18 protein-coding genes are annotated in these 20,968 nt (G+C 45.0%); 5 read left to right on the plus strand and 13 right to left on the minus strand.

What is annotated here, in order from left to right:
* Positions 1 to 8 precede the first annotated feature (8 nt).
* Entirely contained in the window at positions 9 to 1,307 is a 1,299-nt protein-coding gene (locus KY305_RS01780; RefSeq protein ID WP_223061092.1) for an ABC transporter substrate-binding protein, read from the minus strand.
* Positions 1,308 to 1,551: 244 nt separating this feature from the next.
* On the opposite strand from KY305_RS01780, the gene KY305_RS01785 reads away from it, so the two are divergent.
* Both KY305_RS01785 and clpP read left to right on the plus strand, forming a co-directional pair.
* Positions 1,552 to 2,526, plus strand: coding sequence for a LacI family DNA-binding transcriptional regulator (locus KY305_RS01785; protein WP_223061093.1), 975 nt, complete (start codon positions 1,552 to 1,554; stop codon positions 2,524 to 2,526).
* A 343-nt stretch (positions 2,527 to 2,869) separates the two neighbouring features.
* Complete coding sequence (clpP, locus tag KY305_RS01790) at positions 2,870 to 3,466, plus strand: ATP-dependent Clp endopeptidase proteolytic subunit ClpP (RefSeq protein WP_003151513.1); 597 nt, start codon at positions 2,870 to 2,872, stop codon at positions 3,464 to 3,466.
* A 189-nt stretch (positions 3,467 to 3,655) separates the two neighbouring features.
* On the opposite strand, the gene pgmB is transcribed toward clpP, so the two are convergent.
* The 10 genes from pgmB to KY305_RS01840 form a co-directional block, all read right to left on the minus strand.
* Entirely contained in the window at positions 3,656 to 4,330 is a 675-nt protein-coding gene (gene pgmB, locus KY305_RS01795) for a beta-phosphoglucomutase (protein WP_223061094.1), read from the minus strand.
* Positions 4,327 to 6,030 (minus strand): glycoside hydrolase family 13 protein, encoded by a 1,704-nt coding sequence (locus KY305_RS01800; RefSeq protein ID WP_223061095.1) that lies wholly within the window; start codon positions 6,028 to 6,030, stop codon positions 4,327 to 4,329. Before KY305_RS01800 ends, pgmB begins: the two co-directional genes overlap by 4 nt.
* Complete coding sequence (locus KY305_RS01805; RefSeq protein WP_223061096.1) at positions 6,023 to 8,308, minus strand: glycoside hydrolase family 65 protein; 2,286 nt, start codon at positions 8,306 to 8,308, stop codon at positions 6,023 to 6,025. Before KY305_RS01805 ends, KY305_RS01800 begins: the two co-directional genes overlap by 8 nt.
* On the minus strand, positions 8,286 to 9,170 hold the full coding sequence (locus KY305_RS01810) for a DUF1189 domain-containing protein (protein WP_223061097.1): 885 nt from the start codon (positions 9,168 to 9,170) through the stop codon (positions 8,286 to 8,288). Before KY305_RS01810 ends, KY305_RS01805 begins: the two co-directional genes overlap by 23 nt.
* Before the next feature lie 4 nt (positions 9,171 to 9,174).
* A complete protein-coding gene (locus KY305_RS01815) occupies positions 9,175 to 10,011 on the minus strand; it encodes a sugar ABC transporter permease (RefSeq protein WP_223061098.1) in 837 nt (278 codons plus the stop codon).
* Positions 10,012 to 11,328 carry a carbohydrate ABC transporter permease gene (locus KY305_RS01820; RefSeq protein ID WP_223061099.1) on the minus strand — a complete coding sequence of 439 codons (1,317 nt, stop codon included), beginning with the start codon at positions 11,326 to 11,328 and terminating at the stop codon, positions 10,012 to 10,014.
* A gap of 39 nt (positions 11,329 to 11,367) precedes the next feature.
* Positions 11,368 to 12,621, minus strand: a complete 1,254-nt coding sequence (locus KY305_RS01825) for an extracellular solute-binding protein (RefSeq protein WP_223061100.1) — start codon at positions 12,619 to 12,621, stop codon at positions 11,368 to 11,370.
* A gap of 91 nt (positions 12,622 to 12,712) precedes the next feature.
* Positions 12,713 to 14,482, minus strand: a complete 1,770-nt coding sequence (locus tag KY305_RS01830) for a glycoside hydrolase family 13 protein (protein ID WP_223061101.1) — start codon at positions 14,480 to 14,482, stop codon at positions 12,713 to 12,715.
* 118 nt (positions 14,483 to 14,600) lie between these two features.
* Positions 14,601 to 15,551, minus strand: coding sequence for a LacI family DNA-binding transcriptional regulator (locus tag KY305_RS01835; protein WP_223061102.1), 951 nt, complete (start codon positions 15,549 to 15,551; stop codon positions 14,601 to 14,603).
* Between the two features lie 229 nt (positions 15,552 to 15,780).
* Entirely contained in the window at positions 15,781 to 16,356 is a 576-nt protein-coding gene (locus KY305_RS01840; protein ID WP_223061103.1) for an LOG family protein, read from the minus strand.
* Between the two features lie 114 nt (positions 16,357 to 16,470).
* On the opposite strand from KY305_RS01840, the gene KY305_RS01845 reads away from it, so the two are divergent.
* A complete protein-coding gene (locus KY305_RS01845; protein WP_214802706.1) occupies positions 16,471 to 16,791 on the plus strand; it encodes a MazG nucleotide pyrophosphohydrolase domain-containing protein in 321 nt (106 codons plus the stop codon).
* Between the two features lie 44 nt (positions 16,792 to 16,835).
* On the opposite strand, the gene KY305_RS01850 is transcribed toward KY305_RS01845, so the two are convergent.
* Entirely contained in the window at positions 16,836 to 18,416 is a 1,581-nt protein-coding gene (locus KY305_RS01850) for a SulP family inorganic anion transporter (RefSeq protein WP_223061610.1), read from the minus strand.
* Positions 18,417 to 18,418: 2 nt separating this feature from the next.
* Positions 18,419 to 19,000 (minus strand): beta-class carbonic anhydrase, encoded by a 582-nt coding sequence (locus KY305_RS01855; RefSeq protein ID WP_223061104.1) that lies wholly within the window; start codon positions 18,998 to 19,000, stop codon positions 18,419 to 18,421.
* Positions 19,001 to 19,394: 394 nt separating this feature from the next.
* On the opposite strand from KY305_RS01855, the gene KY305_RS01860 reads away from it, so the two are divergent.
* Entirely contained in the window at positions 19,395 to 20,360 is a 966-nt protein-coding gene (locus KY305_RS01860; protein ID WP_223061105.1) for a 2-hydroxyacid dehydrogenase, read from the plus strand.
* A 207-nt stretch (positions 20,361 to 20,567) separates the two neighbouring features.
* Positions 20,568 to 20,963, plus strand: coding sequence for a ribonuclease (locus KY305_RS01865; RefSeq protein WP_396021505.1), 396 nt, complete (start codon positions 20,568 to 20,570; stop codon positions 20,961 to 20,963).
* Positions 20,964 to 20,968 lie beyond the last annotated feature (5 nt).

The raw sequence follows: 20,968 nt of genomic DNA on the forward strand, positions 1-20,968 counted from the left end.
TCCACCCTCTAGTCCGCCTTATCGACGGCTGCTTGTATTTCTGTCGCATGCGTATCCAGCACTTTTTGAATGTCCTGATTTTGGTCATAGAAGCTGATGTCATCGACCGCTTGCTGAAATGCCCGGGTCACCTGCGGATATGCCGGTGTCACCGGCCGTGCACGCCCTGTTTCTTTCAGCTGCTGCATGAAGACATTCATTTCATCCGGGAATTCTTTTGCCAGCACTTTCTCTGATGAATAGCGCACGGGCAGCGCGGCGATCGAACGGCTCAATTCAAGATTGGAATCCTTATTTGTCATCCAGCCGACCAATTTTGCCGCCCATTCTTTGTTTTCGGACGTCTGTGTCATGGCGAACTGCCAGCTTCCTGAAGGAGAAACAAGCTTTTTGGTTTTTGGCGACACAGGATACGGCATCACCCCGTAATCAACGTTTGAAAAGTTTGTTTTCAAGTCGGTTACCGTCCACACGCCGCTCATTTTCATCGGATATTTTTCCGTTTCAAACGCCTGTTTGACAGGGGTTCGCGTCGTATAGCCCTCTTTCAGCATCGTTTGAATAAATGTCATCGCTTCAACGGTTGGTTTGTCGTTAAAAACGCCATCCGCTTTCTTGCCGTCTTTTGAAAGAATATCGCCGTCAGCAGACCAAACAAACGGTAAGAGCGCGTACGTCAGCATTTCGTCTTTTGACTGTAATTGCATATCGATGGCTGGTTTGCCGTATTTATTTTTCAGCTTTTGGCAAAGCTCAAGAAATTCATCCCATGTCCAAGGATTATCAACCGTTGGCAGCGTTTTCAAATCAATACCGGCATTTTTGAGCATTTTTTTGTTATAGTAAATCCCTGCCGACGACTCGCTGATACCGATCGCATACAGTTTACCTTGGTAGGTCCCCTGCTGCTTAATACTCGGCAATAAATCATCCTGGTCATTGATGTACTCATCTAATGGTGCAATAACGCCCGATTTTGCATAAGCCGCCGTATTTGGTCCGTCCAGAGTGATGACATCCGGCAGCGTATTCGTGGTCAGCGCCGCATTTACTTTATCTTCATAACCGCCTCCGTTCCCGCTTCTGGGAATGAATTCAATTTTGGCCTCGACATGATCTGAAGCATACTTTTTATTAAAAGCATCCACCCGCTTCTGATATACCTTTCCTTCTTCGTTATCATCAGATACATGCGCCCATATCGTAAGCGCTTTCTTACCGCCGCTGTTCGCACTTTCGCTTTTGCTGCATCCCCACATCGCAAGCATCAGCAGCAACAATAAACTTCCCGCCAGCCATCTCTTCATATTCGTCACTTCCCCTCATTTTCCGTATAAAATATAAAAGCGCTTTCAAAAAGAATTGTATGTCAACCGGTTTCATATGTCAATCGGTTGACATAAATTTTTCTGATTATTCAAATTAACCAAAACACACCTTGAAATGTGAAAACAGGAACATGGAATTTCCTTGCACATGTCAGCCCTATTCTCTAAAATAAGTGCGTGACGAGAATTGTAAGCCATTTCAGTATAGCAGGAGGGCAAGGGAATGAAGCCTAACATTCACGATGTTGCAAAAATAGCGGGAGTTTCATCTACAACCGTTTCGCGGGTATTAAATAACCGCGGCTATATCAGCGAAAAAACAAAAGAAAAAGTTTACAAGGCGATGGAAGAAATCAATTACTTTCCAAACGATTTGGCCCGCTCTTTATTTCGAAAACGAACCAATTTAATAGGGCTTATCATCCCAAACTCCAGCAACCCGTTTTTCGGCGAACTCGCCTTTCACATTGAAAGCATCTGTACGTCCATGGGCTACAAACTGCTGCTTTGCAACAGTTTAAATCGAAAAGACAAAGAAGAAAAATATTTGGAAATGCTGATTAGAAACCAAGTAGACGGCGTCATCGCCGTGACTTACAACCGTGGAATCCTCAATTACCACCAGCAAAATCTGCCGATTGTCGCGATTGACCATTACTTATCGGACACGATTCCCGTCGTCGGCTCAGACAACTATGACGGCGGAAAAAAGGCGGCAGAACTGCTGATCGAAAAGGGGTGCCGGCACATCGTCCACATCAACGGCCCGATTGAACTCAAAACACCGGCAAACCTCAGAAGAAAAGCATACGAAGATGTCATGCATGAACACGGACGGCAGCCCATTACATACGAAGTGCCCTTTTATCAAAATTACCAGGACATCATCTCAAAGCTATTCGATGAACAGCCTGAAGCCGACGGAATTTTTGCCAGCGATGATATCATGGCAGCGGCAGTGATGACTGAGGCCAAAAAACGAGGAAAAAACATCCCGGATCAATTAAAAGTGATCGGTTATGACGGCACTGAAACCGTTCAATCGATTCTGCCGGAATTGACAACCATCCAGCAGCCGATCGAACTCATTTCCAAAACAGCCATCGAGATTTTAGCAAAAGAAATTGAAGGCGAATTTGATGATGTTCCGCTGGAAACGTATTTGCCGGTACAGCTTATGGAAGGCAGGACAACTTAATATGGCAGGATGGCCGTTCTTAGACAGCTCGACCGTACGGTGCTGGTGTGCCTGCGGTCTATTTCGATTTCTGCGGCCATATACTGAAAGAATCTGAATTTACTTTCTAAAAGCTCCGGCGATAAAGAAGCCATGATGCAGTTCGGCAGTTCTAATGATCATTGACCATTTATGAAACACCTTGTAACATCGATTTTCTTTTGCTGTTTGAACTTTTTATTTTCTGGGAAAAATGGTGTTAGAAGAAAAGGTTGGCATTTTGGTCAGCGTTTTGTTTGACCTTTATTGACCAAAAATGTATCATGTAAATACATACTTACCTAAAAGGTGAAGGAGGAGCATTATGAATTTAATACCTACAGTCATTGAACAAACGAACCGCGGAGAAAGAGCTTATGACATTTACTCCCGTCTTTTGAAGGACCGTATTATTATGCTTGGATCTGCGATTGATGACAACGTTGCGAACTCCATCGTGTCACAGCTTTTATTCCTTGAAGCGGAAGACCCTGAAAAAGATATTTCAATTTACATCAACAGCCCGGGCGGATCAATCACTGCCGGTATGGCGATCTACGATACAATGCAGTTCATCAAACCGAAAGTGTCAACGATCTGCATCGGAATGGCCGCATCAATGGGAGCATTCTTACTCGCCGCCGGTGAAAAAGGCAAACGGTACGCACTTCCTAACAGTGAAGTCATGATTCACCAGCCGCTTGGCGGAGCGCAAGGGCAGGCGACTGAAATCGAAATCGCCGCAAAACGCATTCTCTTGCTTCGCGATAAACTAAACAAAGTGCTTGCTGAACGCACAGGCCAGCCGCTTGAAGTCATTGAGCGCGACACAGACCGCGACAACTTCAAATCAGCTGATGAAGCCTTAGAATACGGCTTGATCGACAAAGTGCTGACACGCAATACAGAAGATCAGAAGTAATACACTGCCTGCAAGAGAAATAATCTCTTGCAGGTTTTTTTATTCTAAGGAGATTTCCCCATCATTTCCCGTTGAAAACAAAGACAAATAATTGGCTTCTTCATTCTCTAAAGCTTAAACATATATAAGAAAAGCTGAATCACTTTTAGCTGAGCCCCTCCCTGTTTCTCCTTCTATTTTTTTCATATTTTAAAAACTTTTTATTCTATGCTGCTTCCACTCTTCATTCAGCAGATCAAGCGACAAATCGCACGTTTGTCTGACCATCAGATCAGCGTCATGCATTGATCGTTCATGGCCGACGCCAACCGCAAACATCCCGGCGGATTTGATTGCGGCTATCCCTGCTTCAGCGTCCTCTATGGCTGCGCATTCAGCCAGAGATACGCCGAGAAGCAATGCAGCGGTTAAAAATATGTCGGGAGCTGGTTTCCCCTTAGCCAGAGCTGCCGGATCAACAATGGCATGAAAATCATCAATGATCTCCAAACGTTCTAGAATTTTAGGGGCGTTGCGGCTTGAAGATGCTAAAGCAATTTTTATATGTTCGTTTTTCAGTTCACAAAGAAACCTGCTGATCCCCGGCAAAAGATCTTTCGGTGTCAATTCGCTGATTAACGTTTGATAATATTGGTTTTTTTGAAACATGAGGGCTTGTTTCTCTGCTTTTGAATACTTTGCCGCCGCACCGCCATGGACAAGAATGGCTTCAAGCGACTTTTCCCTGCTGATTCCCTTTAGGCTTTCATTAAAGGTTCGGTCAAATGGAATATGGATTTGATCGGCTATGTGCTTCCAAGCAAGAAAATGATATTCTGCCGTATCTGTTATCACTCCGTCTAAATCAAATATGACTGCTTTCATGTTAATGTTTCCTTTGATGAGCTTATACACATCACAGCCTCATAGGGCTGTAAATAAATGCTTTTCATGTCACTCTCTTGCCGCGAATAATTGGAAAGGAGTACATTCCACTGCTCATCAAGCAATTCCGGCGGAGCTTCAAACAAAGCCGTTTCCTCCGACAAATTCACGGCGACTAAAAGCGTTTCGCCTTGATACGTGCGGAGATAAGCAAAGATTTGCGGATTCTCCTTCAGCAGCAGCCGATAATCTCCGTAGACGAGGATCTTGTATTGTTTGCGTAATTGAATGAGCTTTTGATAGTAATAGAAAACAGAATCTTGATCGTTCATGGACTCTTTCACATTGATTTCTTTATAGCGGGGATTTACTGCCAGCCAAGGCTCTCCGGCTGTGAATCCTGCATGTTTGCCGGCATCCCATTGCATCGGTGTTCTTGCATGATCCCGTCCTTTTTTCGCAGCGGCTTTTAAAAAATCCTCCTCTGACATCGTCTTGTTTTTGATCACCAAGTCCCGATATGCATTTTTTATTTCGAGATCATCATACATTTCTAACGGAAAATCGCTGTTGACCATGCCGATTTCTTCTCCTTGATAAATAAACGGCGTTCCCTTCATACCGTGAAGAACCGTTGCAAATGCCTTGGCACACTGTTTTCGCAAATTACGATCATTGCCCCAGCGGGAAATCACCCTTGGCTGATCATGATTTTCAAAATACAGACTGTTCCAGCCGACATTCATTAAAGCAGTCTGCCAGCGGGTCAGCGTCTTTTTTAAAGCGATTGGATCAAACGGCTTAAGCTGCCATTTCCCATTAGGCGAATGCTGGTCTGTATCAATATCCATATGTTCAAAGGTAAAGATCATATTCAGTTCTCGCCTGCTCGCATCCGTATACTTTTTTGCCTCTTCAATATCTGAGCCGTTTGCTTCCCCAACCGTCATACAGTCGTAACGTGACAAGACTTCACGGTTCATCTCTTGAATAAATTCATGAAGGCGGGGACCGTTTGAGTGATACTTGCCAACGATATACCGGCGGCTGTCTTTAGTTTCATAGCTCGGAAAATCGACGTATTTGGATATGGAGCCGATCACATCCATCCGCCAGCCGTCAATCCCTTTATCCATCCAAAATCTCATCAAATCATATACTTCCCGGCGGACGGCTTCATTCTCCCAATTTAAATCCGGCTGCTTTTTCGAAAAGTAGTGCAAATAATATTGACCTGTCTTCTCATTGAATGTCCACGCCGAACCCGAGAAGATTGATCCCCAATTATTCGGCTCTGAACCATCCGGGGCAGGGTCTCTCCAAAAGTAATAATCCCGGTAAGGGTTGTCTTTCGATTTGCGGCTCTCGACAAACCAAGTGTGTTCATCTGACGTGTGGTTCACGACCAAATCCATGATGATTTTCATTCCCCGTCTATGAACCTCTTCAATTAACTGAAACATATCTTCATTTGTCCCGAATTTTCCGTACATATTCCGATAATCAGAAATGTCATAGCCGTTGTCATCCTGCGGAGAATCAAACACCGGACACAGCCAGATCACATCGGCCCCCAGGTTTTTGATATAATCCAGCTTTTGAATGATTCCCTGCAGATCTCCGAACCCGTCTCCATTTGAGTCATAGAAACTGCGCGGGTAAATTTGATAAACGACTGCTTCTTTCCACCACTCACTCATCAGTCATCCTCCCTTCATATCGTCCGTTCAAGAGAATACGGTCCTGATAGACCGTTACGTACAGCGGCTCCCCTTTTAACAATTCAAACACGACGCGGTTTTCTGCCGCCATAATGTTGATTAACCGGCCCCGGTAATTGATGTTAAACGAATAACTGTCCCATTCTTTCGGCAGAAACGGGGCAAATGACAGCGTCTCATTCGCGACACGCATTCCTGCAAAACCCTGCACGATCACAAGCCAGCTTCCCGTCATTGATGTAATATGAAGCCCTTCTTCTGTATCATGATTGTAATTGTCGAGGTCGAGACGGACCGTCCTTTTATAGAGCTCGAGCGCTTTCTTCTCCATATGAAGTTCGGCTGCAAGCACGGCGTGTACGGAAGGAGAAAGGCTTGATTCATGGACGGTCATCGGTTCGTAAAATTCAAAGTTTCTCCGTTTTTCTTCTAATGTAAAACGATCATTAAAAAGATAAATTCCTTGAAGAACGTCCGCCTGCTTAATAAAGCCTGAGCGGAGAATTTTGTCCCATGACCAATTCTGATAAAGCGGCCGCTCATTTGGATTTAATTGATCCGCCGTTAGCAGCTCTTTGTCTAAAAAGGTATCGTGCTGGATGAAAATGTTTAATTCCTCACTGTACGGAAAGTACATCTTCTGAATGATATCTTTCCATGCCGCCGTTTCTTCTTCCCTTACATTCAGCTGACTTCGTTTTGCCGCCGGAATATTCTCGAGGTTTTCAAGTGTATACTCTAACGTCCAGGCTGCAATCAAATTTGTATACCAGTTGTTGTTGACATTGTTTTCATATTCATTCGGCCCTGTGACGCCGTGGATCATATACTTGTTATTCCGTTTTGAAAAGTGAACGCGGTCTGCCCAAAACCTGCTGATTTCCACGAGAACGTCTATCCCGTATTCTTCGATATAGCCCTGATCGCCTGTATAATTGACATAATTGCAGATCGCGTAGCAAATCGCACCGTTCCGATGAATTTCTTCAAAGGTGATCTCCCATTCGTTGTGGCATTCATCGCCTGTGAACGTCACCATCGGGTAAAGAGCGCCTTTCAGACCCAATTTGGCGGCGTTTCGTTTGGCAGCCTCCAAATGGTGATAGCGGTACAAAAGCAGGTTTTTTGTCACTTCCGGATCGGCGGCGGCCAAATACATCGGAACGGCGTATGCCTCAGTATCCCAATATGCTGCCCCTCCGTATTTTTCTCCTGTAAATCCTTTCGGACCGATATTCAAGCGTGAATCGGCTCCATAGTATGTCGAGAATAATTGAAAGATGCTGTAGCGGATTCCTTGCTGAAGTTCATCATCCCCTTTAATTTCTATGTCTGCTTTTGCCCATCTTTCCATCCATTTGTCCGTATGCCTCCGTCTTGCTTCTTCATAACCTTGCTCGAGAACATCCGCCAAAAGCTCCCTGCCCTTCGATAAAAGCTCTGTTTCTTGAAAGTCACGGGAAGTTGTCACGATGATAAATTTTTTCAAAGAAGCCGTTGCTCCGGGCTTCATTTGATAAACGTAGCGATTTTCCGCATACATGCCAGATGTGTTAAAGCTTTCGCTGACAAAACCTTCTGTAACGTTTGCCATTGCTGCAGAAACGGTAAAACACGGCGTTCCAAACGGATTTTCAGCCGTTTTTTCCACTAAATGGCCGCGGTGAGAATCGGCTCCCGCCGCTTTTTCCTCCCAAAACCGTTCCTGAAAGTTGGCGTCTTCATTTGCGACATTTCCGTCCAGATAAGGAACAAGCGTGATGACAGCTTCATCCGTCAGGCACTCTGCTTCGTAATGAATGGCACAAAGCTGCTCAACGGCAAGGCTGAGAAATCGTTCTGATCTGATTCTTACAGTTTTGTCCTGAATGCGGATGACAGCGCTTCGCCGCAGAATCCCTTCTTTCATATCCAGTTCTAAATCAAACGATTCGATTGAATGTTGATAGAGATCGACTTTTTCTCCGTCTACATATACATCAATGCCGATAAAGTTCATTGCATTGATCACTTTTCCGAAATATTCCGGATAGCCGTTTTTCCACCAGCCGACACGGGTTTTGTCAGGAAACCAAACTCCCGCGAAATATGTGCCTTGATGGCTGTCGCCTGAATATCGTTCTTCAAAATTCCCCCTGATTCCCATATAGCCATTGGCAAGGGAAGTCAGGCTTTCTTGCAGACGCTTGTGTTCCTTTAGAAATTTATTTGTTTTGATTTTCCATTCATCAATCTCAAAAAGCCGCTGATTTATCATGGTTTCCTCCAAATTGTAAATTTCCGTTGTAATGGCGGGTTTGGGTCACATATCTGAATGTAAAAGAAATCATCAAGGCGACGCCGCACGAATAGATCAACAATACTGTGATGAAGTCAAAATGAACCATACCGGCAATAGCTGCGGCAAATACCGGAAGTGCTGATCCGCAAATCGCCATGGATGCTGCTTCCTTAAATGACGCAAAGCGGGTCATTTTTGATATTTTTGTGATCCAAATACCTCCCGCAAAAGCAGCCGTCAAAAAAAGCTGGATAATGAAAATCCCTGCATAGGCCAGCACCATCATCATCGGCTTATACTGGGCAAACCACAATGTACCGATAAAAACCTCCAAATCGTGGGCGTCCAAACCCTTAAGCCCGGCATCCGTGTTCGCATAGCGAACAGAAAACCCCGTTCCGTTTTGATCGCTGATAATGAGATGATCAGGCTGAAATATAATTGCGTTATGATAACCTTTCACCTTAAGATTTCCATTATCACCGCTTGTTTTAAATTGCTGCTTCATATCAACCGCCAGCAAAGTCCGGCCTTTTTCAACTTGATAAAAACCCTTCCCTCCCGTCAGTTTTCCATTCGTAAATTGATAGCCGTCTATTTGATCGGCAAATGTTTCATCAACCTCTTGAATCGCTGACGGCATAAAAGCCCTCACATTGAAATGATCCGTTTTCATGAACGAAATGGAAAGCGGCGCCAGCAGGCATGCCGTCAAGAAAATAAATAGAAAGGAGATATGCGGCCAGCTGAATGTGTTTCTGTAACGGCAAACACCTGCGGGATTCACGGACGCTTTCAGGAAACGAATAATAAAAGGTTCATTTCGCATTTTTTTCATGGCATTATCCTTTCGTTCCGCCTGTTGTCAGCCCGGACACAAAGTTCTTTTGGAGAAAAAAGAACAGGATGCATATCGGCAGGGCCGCAAGTATTGCCCCAGCAGCAAACAGCGCGACTTTTTGCTGCTGCGGGTTCGATATGAAGGATTGCAGTCCCACGGCAATGGTCAATCTTTCAGGCGAGCGCAGCAAAAATTTAGCGAGCAGATAGTCACCGAACGGACCCATAAACGCCCAAAGCGCCTGCACCGCGAGCATCGGTTTAACAAGGGGCAGTACAATCGAGGCGAAGATCCGCAGATGTCCCGCCCCGTCAATTCGCGCAGCTTCGTCAATTTCTCTCGGCACGGTATCAAAATAGCCTTTCATAAGCCATGTGTTCATTGGAATTCCGCCGCCGATATAGATCGCTGTTAAAAACCAGTACTGATCGAGGGCGCCTATCAGCATGGCCAAAACGTAAAAAGCGGTCAGTGCCGCCATCGTCGGCACCATTTGAATGATTAAAAAGAATACCAAACTCTTTTTTCTGCCTGCAAATCGATAGCGGCTGTACGTATAACCGGCAAGCGTCACGATCACAACCTGCAATACCATGACCGACAGAGCGATTATAAGTGTATTGCCGTACCAACTAAGATAAAGCGTCTCTTCAAACAGCCGCCTGAAATGATTCAATGTCCACGGGCCGGAAAAGTCGAGCTGAAAAGCCGCCACATTTCCTACACGAAATGCGGATGATGCCGTAATCAGCAACGGATATATAATGACAATGCTTAAAAGCGCCAAAAATAAATAGGTGCAGATTTTCTTAAGCATCCTGGCGGTTCTCGCATTCATCTACATGACCTCCTCATTGCCAAATGCATTCGATTTTTTAAATGCAATCAGGGACACTCCGATGACAATGAATGAAATTAACAACGTAACAGCGGCAGCAATGGAGTATTGCGGTGATGTGCCTGTCGTCAGCTTATAGATCCAAGATATTAAAATATCGGTTGACCCCGCGCCGGCTCCCGCACTGCCCGGTCCGCCCTCATTGAATAAGTAGATGATCGAGAAATTATTGAAATTAAACGTATACTGGGTAATCATCACAGGGGCGGTCGCAAATAAAATCATCGGCAATGTAATATGTTTAAAACGCTGAATGAAAGAGGCCCCGTCAATCTTCGCCGCTTCATACAATTCATTTGGAATCGCCTGAAGCACCCCCGTTACCATGACATAAATGTACGGAAATCCGAGCCAGGTCTGTATCATAATCAGGGCTGTCTTCGTCCAGAAGGGATCAGTCTTCCATGCGACCGCCGGCACCTCTATAAACGGCAGGTGATTCAGTAATGGAATCACCTGTGCGTTCATGGCACCGATACTGTCATTAAAAATATTAGAAAAGCTCATAATCGTAATAAAAGCAGGGACAGCCCAAGGAAGCAAAAAGATCATTCGAAACAGCCGCCTGCCTTTAATAAAATCCTGATTGACAATAAGCGCAGCTGCTATACCGAGAACAATTTGCAATGTTGTCGCACAGATCGTCCATATGAGTGTCCAGCCCAGTACTTCGGCAAATGTCTCCCGATAGGAGCCGAGGAAAAAAATATTCATGAAATTTTTAAAACCGACCCAGTCAATGAGGCTGTTAGGGGGGATATGGTAAAAATCATAGTTTGTAAATGCGATAAACAGAGTCACCAGCACAGGGAAAATAATGACAAACACCATCATGATGTATGCCGGCAGTGTAAATAAATACGGAAACCCTTTATCCCCCGCGTTCCAGATCATATCCTTGGCTGTCGTGTTGATCTTTGAGCCCGCCGCTTTCATCGCGGCGATCTTGCGGGCATCATAAATATTAAAGGTGCAGAACATCAGAAAAATCAGCGTCACAATCAATTGCAGCGTGCCTTCTATCAGCAGAAACAGTGAGTGGTCTGCTCCGGGAACACGTCCCAAAGTAATCAATCCGGTTAGCGCCTGAATACCGAAAACCTTTAATTCACAAGCAAACAGCCCAGTTATAAGGAGAAAAAAGATCCCCTTTGAAAACTGCCGATTTGCCATCTGTCCAGCTCCTGGAATGATAGATAAAATGAAAAGACCTGCTGCTGTCCGTTTCTGCTTTGCAAGTGTTTGTTCTTTGTCCATTTTTTCGCCCTCTATTCTTCCGGACGCTAATCCGCCGTCTTATTTCACATATTTTTCTTTAATATTTTCTTTGATTACGCTTACGGCATCATTCGCTGATTGCTGTGCTGATTTTTTTCCTGAAGCTGCGTCAAAAATCAAACTTTCCGCCCCAGTCCAGACTTCAGCCATTTCCGGAATAATCGGAGTCGGCGTCGCTGTTTCATATTGCTTAATGACTGCCGACGTCAGCCCGTTCTGTTGCTTACCTGCTTTCTTTCTTGCTGCCAAGTTGGCCGGAACTTCGTTTGTTTGATCATAAAAAACGTAAGCATTGTGATCATTTGCAGCATACTCAAGCCATTTCTCTGCCAGCTGCGGTTCTTTTGTATACTTTGAAGCAACCCAGCCCTTGCCGCCGGCGAAAGGAGCATATTCTTTTCCATTCGGCAATGTCGGTATTTTTGCAGCGCCGTAGTTCAGCTTGGCATCTTTATAATTGGAAGCTGACCAAGGTCCGCCGATGACAGCCGCAGCTTTTCCTTCTATAAAGGTCTGCTGTATGAAATCATCAGCGCTCGAGTTGTCCTGCATGCCTTTTGGCCAATATTCTTTGAACCATTTTCCTGCATATTCAACCGCTTGAACAGATCCTTTGTTGTTAAGACCGACGTCTTTGGCGTCTGTGCCGTTTTTGCCAAATACATATCCTCCAAAGCCGGCCAGCAAGCCGTATGACATGTAAAAATCAGTCCACTTCGCCAGAAAAGCGGTCGATTTTCCTTTTTCTGAAGCAAAGGCAAACCGCGAATCCTTCGTTAATTCTTCAAGGTCTTTAAATGTTTTTGGTGCTGTTTTTAAAAGATCTTTGTTGTAATATAAAACAAGTGTTTCAATGACTAACGGCATCCCATACACCTTGCCGTCAACCGTCACCTGCTGCATTTCTTTGCCGCCAAAGCTTTTTGTATCAGACGGTTTGAAGTCAAGTAAATGCCCTTGCTGTCCCAAACTGCCGATACGATCGTATGCAGCAAGCATGACATCAGGCGCATTACCTGCCGGCCCATCCAGAGGAAGCGCTTCCAACTGATCGAACATTGGCTTTTCAACAATTTTCACTGTTACGTTATTCTCTTTTTCAAAATCCGTTTTAATGCTTTCAACGTAATGTTTATAGGTTTCTTCTACAGACACAGTCAGTACCTTTTTCCCATCAGAACCTGCGGTATCCTTCGCGCCTGAACAGGCCGTAAGACCGAATATAAGGACTGCAGCCAGCAATAATGCTAAGCCCTTTTTTAAATGCTCCATCTTTTTTCCTCCTTCTATCGAATCTGACCTCATTGTAATCCTCGATAGAAAGCGGTTACAATAACTTTCAACATGTTACCGATAACAGATTTTACACAGCATCCTCAACACCTAAAATAAAAAATTCACCAGGCTGAATGTCAATCGCATCTGTATGATGAAGAGTCTCTTCCGCCCATGCATCGTAAATTCTTTTATTTTTCTCAATACCTGCATCTTGCAGACTGATACGGCGGACCTCGTTCCCCTGATTAAAGAAGTAAATCAGTTTTTTTTCATCAGAAACCCGCGAAAAGCTGATAAAATCGGTTTGATCATCCGGCAGATTCCACTCGAGATCCCCATAAGTCAATAAGGCATTCTCCTGTTTCCGTAAAGCTATCAACCGCTTCATAAATTTGAGCATCCCTTGATTTTGCTTCTCTTCTTCCCACACCATACATTTCCGGCATAATGGATCAGTTCCGCCGTCAAGCCCGATTTCCGTCCCGTAATAGATGCATGGGGAACCTGTCTGGGCAAACATAAACGCCAGCAAAGACTGTGCTTTTTTCTCATCATGACGGCATCTCGTCAAAAGCCGCTTTGTATCATGACTGTCAAGTAAATTAAACATCGACTCATTGACCTGCTGCATCCCGTTCATCAAATGCGCGTTTAAGCGGGAGACCATTTGCGAGAGGGAAATGGTTCTGTCCGCAAAATATTCAATCATAGGTTCTGTGAAAGGATAATTCATCACAGCATGGAATTCATCTCCCCTGAGCCAAGGCTCGGCTGAATGCCAGATCTCCCCCAAAATATAAACGTCCGGCTTTTCTGCTGATACGACTTGCCGGAATTTCTTCCAAAAAGCGTGATCCACTTCATTGGCCACATCCAGGCGCCAGCCGTCAATGTCAAATTCCCGAATCCAGTACAACGCAATATCAAGCAAATAGGACTGCACTTCCGGATGAGCGGTATTTAATTTCGGCATAGTCGGTGTAAATGCAAACGTATCATAACGGCCTTCTTCGACAGGAAAAGCATGAATATGAAACCAGTCTTTATAGCGCGATCGTTCGCCGTTTTCCACGACATCCTGCCATTGGGGTGAAGCGCTGCCTATATGATTAAAAACAGCGTCAAGCATGATTTTCATTCCCCTCCGATGAAGTTGATCGACCAATGCGCGAAAAAGCTCCGGATCTCCAAAATGCGGATCAATGGAGCAGTAATCCAATGTATCGTATTTATGGTTGGAAGGCGCGGAAAAGATCGGCGTCAAATAAATCCCGTTAACTCCTAATGCCTCTAAATAGTCAAGCTTATCAATGATTCCCTGTAAATCCCCTCCAAAAAAATCATGTACATCCGGGTCCTTGCTTCCCCAAGGTAAAACAGCTTCCGGCGATAAATCTTCTCTGCCGTTTGCAAAACGCTCGGGGAAAATTTGATACCAAATTGTTGATTTGACCCATTCTGGTGCTTGAAATGTATCAGCCTCATGAACAAATGGAAATTTAAAATAGGATTGAATCGTCTCCAGCATTTTTTCGTTATAAGGACAGACACCCGAGCTTCCGTAAAATATTTCTTCCTGATCAGGGCTTTGTAAGACAAAAGCATATTGCAAACGTCTAAATGGCGGCGCTACTTCGGCAAACCAATAATCATGCGTTTCTGTGGCGGAAGCTTTCTTCATCTGCCGCTCGTTTGCCGCCCATCTGCCGGTTTGAGTCTCATAAGGATCTCCCCAAATCAATCGAATTTGATTAACATCGTCTTTTTTGGTGCGGATCTTGATATGCAGTCTCCTTCCGTCATAAGAATAAGCATAAGAGCTGAAAGGCTGATGATGTATTGCTGCATGTTCCATTTCCTATCTCCTCCTTTTCATTTCCGGTTCATTGCGACCGGCACATACGTTGAAATTATCATGCTGAAATCAGAGGAGCAATCGTTTTCATTATGATAACGGTAACAGAATCATACTCTTACAGAGTCGACCCGCGTACGATTAACTCAGGCTCAAAAAATTGGTTTCCTTGAGCGGCACCGTCTTCATTAATTTTTTTCAACAGGGTTCTCGCACAAGCTTCACCCATTTCAACTACAGGCTGGCGCACCGTTGTCAAGCGGGGCGATGAAATGCGGTCAAGAAAAACACCATCAAATCCGGTTACTGCTGCATCTTCAGGAATTCTCTTTCCAAGCGACTGTACCGCACGGATCACGCCGAGCGCGATTCGATCGGACGCACACACAAATGCAGCCGGATAACACAATGATTGCAGTATTTCTCTGGCCAGGCATTCACCTTTTTTTGAACTGTTTTCCATCCGAAAAATATTCGTTTGTCTCAAACCTTCATTCATTGCCTGTGTATATCCCTTTTCCCTTGATCGTTCGAAAGGCTCATCTAAATCAATGCCAAAAAAGACAACCTCCCGCTCTCCCAGCCCCATGACATGGCGGGTTGCCATAAAAGCGCCTTTTTGATTATCCACATCGATAAAATCATAGCCTGTTTCATTTTGTCCAAATACGACAACCGGCTTTTCAAAAGCTTTGATCACCCCTTCAAAATCGGCTTTTCTCAAGCCCGTCGCAATAATGCCGTCACATTTGCCGATATTGAGAGATTTCCTTGTCACAAGCTGCAAAGCATAATGATGGCGATCCAGTTCCCGGCTTATTCCGGTTAACAGGTTCATATAATAAGGTTCTGTCGTATCCATTTCCTCAAGTATCAGCAGTTTGACAACCTGTGTTCTATTTTGAACGAGAGCTCTTGCCGCATAGTTCGGAATATAATTCAGCTCTTTCATCGCAGAAAGAACCAGTTTCTTCAATTCATCTGTCACCGTCTCAGGATGATTGATCACCCGCGATACCGTCATTTTAGAAACATTCGCTTTTTTCGCCACATCTGACAATGTTGCCATTTTTCATCCCCGCCTCACCAGTGAATATTCAAATTATTAACAAGTCCGTTTTTGGGATTTGATAACAAATTCATTATATTATGTAATCTAAGAGAAAGAATAATAAAGGAGATTTCCTTTAGGAAACATCATGCCGCTGAAAACTGGTTAATACATCATTTCAGCCGGATGCGCTGTCATCGAATACGAAGACACGCAAAAAGCCATCCCTTACGGATGGCTTTTTTGATTAGATTTCTGTCCACTTCTTTTCTAAAATCGGGTATGAATAGTTCTCCATCTGTTCAACCAGTTCATTCGGCCGGGATGAGCTGTGAATCAGCTTCAAATGCGAATCATTCGAAAAACCTTCTTGAATGCTGTATTTAATCATTTTCATCATCGGCTCGAAATATCCGTTGACATTGTAAAGGCCGATCGGCTTTTGATGGATGCCGATCTGCGCCCAGCACAGCACTTCAAACAGCTCTTCATATGTGCCAAATCCGCCCGGCATGGCGATATAGCCGTCCGCCAGCTCACTCATTTTCGCCTTTCGTTCATGCATGCTGCTCACTTCAATCAGCTCTGTCAGATTTTGATGAACAATTTCACCGCTGAACAGTCCGCTCGGCATCACGCCGACCGCTTTTCCGCCGCCAGCCATCAGCGCATCAGCGACAGCTCCCATCAGACCGACCCGTGAACCGCCGTAAACGAGGCCGATGCCCTGCTCCGCCATATAAGCGCCAAGTTCTGTCGCTTTCCGTTTGTACTCTTCATTTCCCCCCGGGTTTGATCCCGCAAATACACAAATCGTTTTCATCTTGTCATCTCCGCATCTATATATGTACATCAAGAATTTAAAATACACTATATATTGTCCCATCTCCATGTGATAATATCAATAGGAATCATACAGAGATAAGGAGTGTTTCACATGCAGACGGCCGAAGCAGAAAAATGGATGAAAGATTTTTATGAAAAGAGAGGCTGGACAGAGTATGGACCGTTCATACGGATCGGCTTTTTAATGGAGGAGGCAGGCGAACTCGCGCGGGCTGTCAGAGCGTATGAAATCGGGCGGGACCGGCCGGATGAAAAAAACGCCACACAGGCTGAGCGCAAGCAGGAGCTGATCGAAGAGATGGGAGATGTCATCGGAAATCTGGCCATTCTCGCTGACATATACGGCGTAACTTTAGAGGATGCGATGAAGGCCCATCAGCAAAAATTGATCAAGCGGTTTGAAAACGAATAAAAAAAACGGCTTGTCCTTGAAAAATGATGGACAAGCCGTACCGTTTAACCCGTTATTTCGTCCTGATGTTCAAAGAAATGCTGCTTTCCGATTTTATGAAACAGCCCTGTCTTTCGGATCAATTCCCGCGGCTGGGATTGAAGCCCGACGATCATCAACCTGCCGTTATGGCGCTTGATCCGGTTCATAACGTTCCCCAGCACTGCCTCCGCGGAGGTATCCATGTAATGCACATTATTCATGAGAAGAATCAGCGTCTTCGGCTTTTCCTGAAGCCGTTCTAATAACGACGTTTCCAATGAATCAATCGAACCGAAAAACAGCGGACCTTCGATCGAATACGTGCTGACAGACGAATCGTTTTTGACTGCAGCTTGCGGAGCTTTGATGCTTGTCGTTTCACTCATTTTTCTGATGAAGAAAACAAAAGCGAGCACGAGTCCGGCAGAAACGCCGATGATTAAATCAAAGACCACCGTCAGTAAAAAGGTCACCGCCAATACGAATGAATCCGTGTTTTTCAGCCGCATCATATTGGCGACTTCCTTCCGCTCACTCATATTCCACGCCACAACCATTAAGACCGGCGCCATACTTGCCAGCGGCACGTGAACGGCAAACGGAGCGAAGACGAGCAGGACGAGGAGGACGCCCCCCCCATGCACAATACCGGAAATCGGAGAAACAGCGCCGTTTTTAATGTTTGTTGCGGTCCGCGCAATCGCTCCCGTTGCCGGTATGCCGCCAAACAGCGGCGCGGCCATGTTGGCAATGCCCTGCCCGACCAGCTCTTTATTGCTGTCATGCCTTGACCCCTTCATATTATCTGCGACCATTGCTGATAATATCGATTCAAGACCGCCGAGAAGCGCAATGATCAGAGCGGACGGAAACATCATGATCATGTTATCAATCGAGAAATCAGGAAGCCGGAAATCCGGCAGGTGGCGCGGAATTTCCCCGTAAGCCGAACCAATCGTCGCCATTTTATCAGGGAAAAACACGACGGCTGCTAATGTTGAAACCAGCAGCGCCACAAGCGCTCCGGGAATTTTCGGCATCAGCTTGGCTGATAACAGTAAAATAGCCAAGGCGATCCCCGCGATTAAAATGCTGTACAAATTTAAGGTGCCGATCTTCTTGCCGATTTCCGCAATGTTAAGCACAAAGCTTTCATGCTTTTTGACATCGCGCAGACCGAGAAAATGAGCGATTTGTTCCGAAAATATCAGCACGGCGATACCTGCGGTAAATCCGACAATCACCGGCTTCGGCACAAATTTCATAATCTTCCCGAGCTTAAAAACGCCGAACAGCACAAGCATCACGCCAGCCATAAAACCGGCGACAAGCAAATTATCAAAACCATACTGCATCACGATGGCAAATAAAATAGGAACAAACGCGCCCGTGGGTCCTCCGATCTGATATTTAGATCCGCCAAACATTGAAATGAGGATGCCCGCCACAATCACGGTATAGAGTCCATATTCCGGCCCCACCCCAGAGGCGATGGCAAAGGCCATTCCAAGCGGTATCGCTACAATTCCTACGACAGTTCCTGCAATAATATCTTTCTGAAACTTCTGCAAATTGTAACCCTGATATCTGCCTGAGAATTGCATGGTCAGCTGCATCCTCCTTTGACTTTTTCATAACCGTCCGCAACAACCTCTAACGTTCCCGTCCCCGGGTCGATCACCAATCCGTGTACCGGAACCTCATTCGGCAAGAGCGGGTGATGCTTGACCATGTTCACACTGTGGGCCACGCTTTCTTCGACGCTGTGAAAACCGGTCAGCCACGCTTCTAAATCGACTCCTGCATGATGTAAAAGGCTGAGGCATTTTTCCTCCACGCCGCGCTCTTTCGCTTTATCCAAAATAGAAGCCGCATTTAATCCCGACATTCCGCACTCGCGGTGCCCTACGATGCAGACTTCCTCAGCTTGCAGTTCATAAATGGCAACCAAAATACTGCGCATGACACTTCCAAATGGGTGAGAAACAATGGCTCCTGCGTTTTTTATGATTTTGGCATCGCCATTTCTGAGTCCCATTGCCTGCGGCAGAAGCTCCGTCAGCCTTGTGTCCATACAGGATACGATGACAAGCTTTTTTTTCGGGAATTTTGTCGTTTGGTAAGGTTCATACTTCCTCTCTTGGACAAACTGCTGATTGTGCTCCAAAATGCTTGATAAAGAAACCATTTTCTATTCATCTCCCATCCAAATTATATTGCAAGCCTTCTTACCCAGCTTACAGTAAGGAATTATAGCACAGAACAAGGCGGCGAAAAGGCTTTCAAAAAAAGACACGATAAATTGACTGTAAATTCAGATTATGTTTATTTATATCTTTCAAAAATAATAAAATTTATATTTACACCATCCTATAAAGCTCCGAAAAACAGCGGAAAACTCAATTTCAAGGAGGAAATATAGGTGAATCTTGATATTGAATGGAGAAAAAAAGCATTTAAACATCTTTCTCGATCATTTTAAGTTCAAAAGAACCAGAAATTTATTAAAACCGCAGGAACATTTCTCACTTTCCAGCTTGTCCTATATAATAAAATAGATAAAGACAAAGGAGGAGAAGCCGTTGAAACCATATGTATTCATCGCAAAACCGATACCGCCCGAAGTCGAACAAATGATAGGCGAACATTGCCGCTATGATATTTGGAAAGAGGATACCATTACAAAAGAAGAGCTATACGAAAAAATGAAGGATGCTGAAGGCCTGCTGACATCCGGGACAACCATTGACAGTGATTTATTGGATCACGCGCCGAATCTCAAGGTCGTCAGCAATAATTCAGTCGGTTATGACAACTTTGATACAGAAGAAATGAAGAAAAGGGGTGTCGTCGGCACGCATACTCCGTACACCCTTGATGATACCGTTGCTGATTTGGCTTTTTCATTAATTCTTTCATCCGCCAGACGGGTTGCCGAATTAGACCGCTTCGTCCGCGCCGGCAAATGGGGCACCGTTGAAGAAGAATCTCTTTTCGGAATGGATGTTCACCATCAGACACTGGGCATTATCGGTATGGGCAGGATTGGCGAACAGGCTGCAAAACGCGCGAAATTCGGCTTCGATATGGACGTGCTGTACTATAACCGCCACAGAAAACAAGAAGCTGAACAGCAGCTCGGCGTTACATATGCGGATTTAGATACGCTGCTTAAAACGTCAGATTTTGTGCTGCTGATTACGCCGCTTACTGACGAAACCTATCATATGATGGGAGAACGGGAATTTAAACTGATGAAGGATACGGCATTTTTCGTCAATATTTCCCGGGGAAAGACGGTCGATGAAAAAGCGCTCATCCGCGCTTTGCAGGAAGGCTGGATAAAAGGAGCCGGTCTAGATGTATTCGAAGAAGAACCGGCAGCTGAAGACAATCCGCTTTTACAGCTTGATAACGTTACATTGCTTCCGCATATCGGCTCAGCAACGGCTAAAATCCGTCTTAATATGTTCAAGCAAGCCGCGCAAAACATGATTGATGCCGTATACGGAAGAACACCGAAAAACCTGACAAAGGAATTTCAATAAAACTCCAGCCCCGGTTTGCCTAAGCCGGGGCCTATTTCCTCACTAGCCGAAAAGGACTATTTTCAAATTTCGTCTATTCCTTTCTTCTATTGCTGATACAATTAAAAGGAATTAGCTTCATATTTTTTAAAAACGGGAGGGATTACATTGAAAAAACGATTATCGTGGATTTCCGTTTGTTTGCTTCTGCTTTTCTCCGCGGCTGGTATGCTGTTTTCAACGGCTGCCAAGACGGAAACATCTGCCCACACGGCACACACGCAAGCTCAAGCGCAGGTTATAAACACCTTTGACGGAGTGGCAGATTATCTTCAGACCTATCACAAGCTTCCTGATAATTACATTACGAAGGCAGAAGCCCAGGCCCTCGGCTGGGTGGCATCGAAAGGCAATTTGGCTGACGTCGCCCCGGGGAAAAGCATCGGCGGAGATATATTTACAAACAGGGAAGGCAAGCTCCCGGCCAAAAGCGGACGAACATGGCGTGAAGCAGACATTAACTATACATCAGGCTTCAGAAATTCAGACCGGATTCTTTACTCAAGCGACTGGCTGATTTACAAAACAACAGACCATTATCAGACCTTTACAAGAATCAGATAACGAAA

It is taken from the genome of Bacillus sp. YC2, from assembly GCF_019891195.1.
GTDB lineage: Bacteria > Bacillota > Bacilli > Bacillales > Bacillaceae > Bacillus.